Source organism: Streptomyces sp. NRRL B-24085, from assembly GCF_001282115.1.
In the GTDB taxonomy this organism is placed as follows: domain Bacteria; phylum Actinomycetota; class Actinomycetes; order Streptomycetales; family Streptomycetaceae; genus Streptomyces.
The window spans coordinates 1-2631 of the sequence record NZ_LJBR01000647.1 but is presented as its reverse complement, the minus strand read 5'-3'; the positions used below and the strand labels follow the sequence as shown (position 1 = coordinate 2631).

At 73.3% G+C, this 2631-nt stretch carries 2 protein-coding genes; one reads left to right on the top strand and one right to left on the bottom strand.

Annotated elements, in window-relative coordinates:
* Window positions 1-1073 (bottom strand): glycosyltransferase family 4 protein (locus AOJ26_RS40795; RefSeq protein WP_053853369.1); only part of this gene is annotated, 1073 nt, incomplete at its 3' end.
* 119 nt (window positions 1074-1192) lie between these two features.
* Here AOJ26_RS40795 and AOJ26_RS40790 point away from each other — a divergent pair.
* Window positions 1193-2434: a glycosyltransferase 87 family protein gene (locus AOJ26_RS40790; RefSeq protein WP_053853368.1), complete on the top strand. Its 1242-nt coding sequence runs from the start codon at window positions 1193-1195 to the stop codon at window positions 2432-2434.
* The last annotated feature ends 197 nt before the right edge of the window (window positions 2435-2631 follow it).

The window sequence follows — 2631 nt, the reverse complement described above, 5'->3', positions numbered from 1 at the left end:
CGCTCCCCCATCCGCCTCCGCAGTTCCGCGTCCCCGAGGAGGACGACGATCCGCTCGGCGGCCTCTTCGGCGGAACCGCCCCGCACGACCCACCCGGTCTCGCCGTCGAGCACGGCGTCCGGGGCGCCGCCGGAGTCGCCGGCGACGACGGGCAGCCCGGTCGCGGAGGCCTCCAGGTAGACGATCCCTAGCCCCTCGACGTCTAGCCCGCCCCGGCGGGTCCGGCACGGCATCGCGAAGACGTCCCCGGCGCCGTAGTGCGCGGGCAGCTCGGCCCAGGGCACGGCCCCGGTGAAGCGGACGGAACCGGCGACCCCGGTCTCGTGGGCGAGCCTGCGCAGCTCCTTCTCGTACGGCCCGCCGCCGACGATCAGCAGGACGGCGTCGGGCTCCGCGGCCAGGATCCGCGGCATGGCGAGGATGAGGGTGTCCTGTCCCTTGCGCGGGACGAGCCGCGAGACGCACACGACCACCGGCCGGTCCGTGAGCCCGAGCCGGGCCCGCACGGCGTCCCCGCCCGACCCGGGGTGGAAGGTCTTCTCGTCGACCCCCGGCGGGAGCTGGACCATCCTGCCGGCGGCCCGGGGGGTCAGCGCGGCGGCGATCCGCGACCGCGTGTACTCGCCGAGGTAGGTGATCGTGTCCGTCGACTCGCCGATACGGCCCAGCAGCTGCCGAGCGGCGGGCAGTTGGGCCCACCCCGCCTCGTGTCCGTGGGTCGTCGCCACCAGCCGCTCCGCCCCGGCCCTCCTGAGCGCGGGCGCCATCAGGCCGAGCGGCGCGGCCGCCCCGAACCACACCGACGTACAGCCGTGCTCCCGCAGCAGCCCGACGGCCTTCCGGGTCGCCCCGGGTGTCGGCAGCAGCATGGTCGTGGAGGCCCGTACGACGGTGAAGGGCTGCTCGGCGTCGAAGGCGGCGGTCGCCTCGACGCCCTCCCGGCTCCGCTTCCAGGTGGAGGCGTAGACGACCAGGCGCTCGGGGTCGAGGCGCAGCGCCATGTTGTGCAGGAACGCCTGGATGCCACCGGGGCGGGGCGGGAAGTCGTTCGTCACGATCAGGGTCTTGTGCATCGCCGCCGACATTACCGAACCGGCTGCTCACAGCGGGCGCGGCCGCGTTTATGGCACCCTCACAGGAGAGCGGGACATCATGTTCCCCTCAAGACCGCAAGCGAACGGCAGGGGATCACGTGGAGACGAAGGCCGGGCGGCGATCCCTGACCGGACTGCTGCTGACCTGGGGCGTGACCAGGCTGCTCCTCCTGCTCTGGGTCTTCAAGGTGTACGTCTTCCCGGGCCCGGACGTCACCAGTGACGTGTCGGTCATCTACCAGGGCTGGTACGACGTCCTGCGCACCGGAACGTTCCCGCAGGACGACGTGACCTGGCAGTACCCGCCGGCCGCGGCCCTCGCGATCCTCTCCCCGGCGCTGCTGCCCTTCCTGGAGTACACGCAGGCCTTCTTCCTCATGGCCTTCGCGGCGGACCTGGCCGTCCTGCTCCTGCTGCTGTACGCGGGCCTGCGCGACGGGCGGCGGCTGCGGGGGGCCTGGGTGTGGGTGGCGGGCGTACCGCTGCTCGGTCCGACCGTCTACTCCCGCTACGACGTGATGGTGACCGCGGTGGCGGTCGCGGCGGTCCTGGCGGCGGCCCGGCATCCGAAGGTCGCGGGGGCGCTGGTGGGCTTCGGGGCGCTGCTGAAGGTGTGGCCGGCGCTGGTCCTGGTCGGCATCCGCAGGCGCAGTGTGTGGGCGTCGGCGGCGGTGACGGTCGCGGTGGTGGCCGGTCTGTTCTCGGTGTCGATGCCCGGGGCCTTCGCCTTCCTGACCTTCCAGCGGGAGCGGGGCACCGAGGTGGAGTCGCTGGGCTCGCTGGTCTTCCACATCGCCCGCCACCACGGGTGGGACGGCCAGGTGCTGCTGAACTACGGCTCGGTCGAGTTCCTCGGCCCGTGGGTGACCACCGTCAGCACGGCCGCGCTGGCGCTGACCGGCATGGCCTTCGGACTGCTGCTGCTGTGGCGGCTGACGGCCACCCGGTTCGAGACGCACACGGCGGCCGACGCGGCGCTGGTGGCGGTGCTGATGTTCACCACCACCAGCCGGGTGATCAGCCCTCAGTACATGGTGTGGCTGGTCGGCCTCGCGGCGGCCTGCCTGTGCTTCCGCGCGAGCCGGATGGGTGTGCCGGCGGTGCTGGTGCTGGTGGCGTGCTTCGTGACGGTCCTGGAGTTCCCGGTCTGGTTCGCGGACGTGGTGAGCAGCAGCCCGCTCGGCATCACCCTCCTGCTCGTCCGCAACACCCTGCTGGTCGTCGCCACGGCCCTGGGAATGCGTGAACTGTGGCGGGCGACGGTCCCGAAACGGACTCCCGCCCCCGAGCTCCCGGAACAGACCCCGGTCCCGCCCCGGCAGACGTCGCCCTCGCCCTGAGCCGGGCGCCGGACGGCCGGGAGGTGGAGCCCCTCGACCCGGGAGACGCCGCGCGCGTCCCACCCTGGCGCCACAGGCCCACCGAATGCGCCACCTGTCAGGGCCGCCCCACCCCGCCGAGACCAGCATCGCCCCGGTACGGGTGCAGAACGGCCACCCCGCGGTGAGGCGCGGCCACCTGGGCCACCACCCCACTC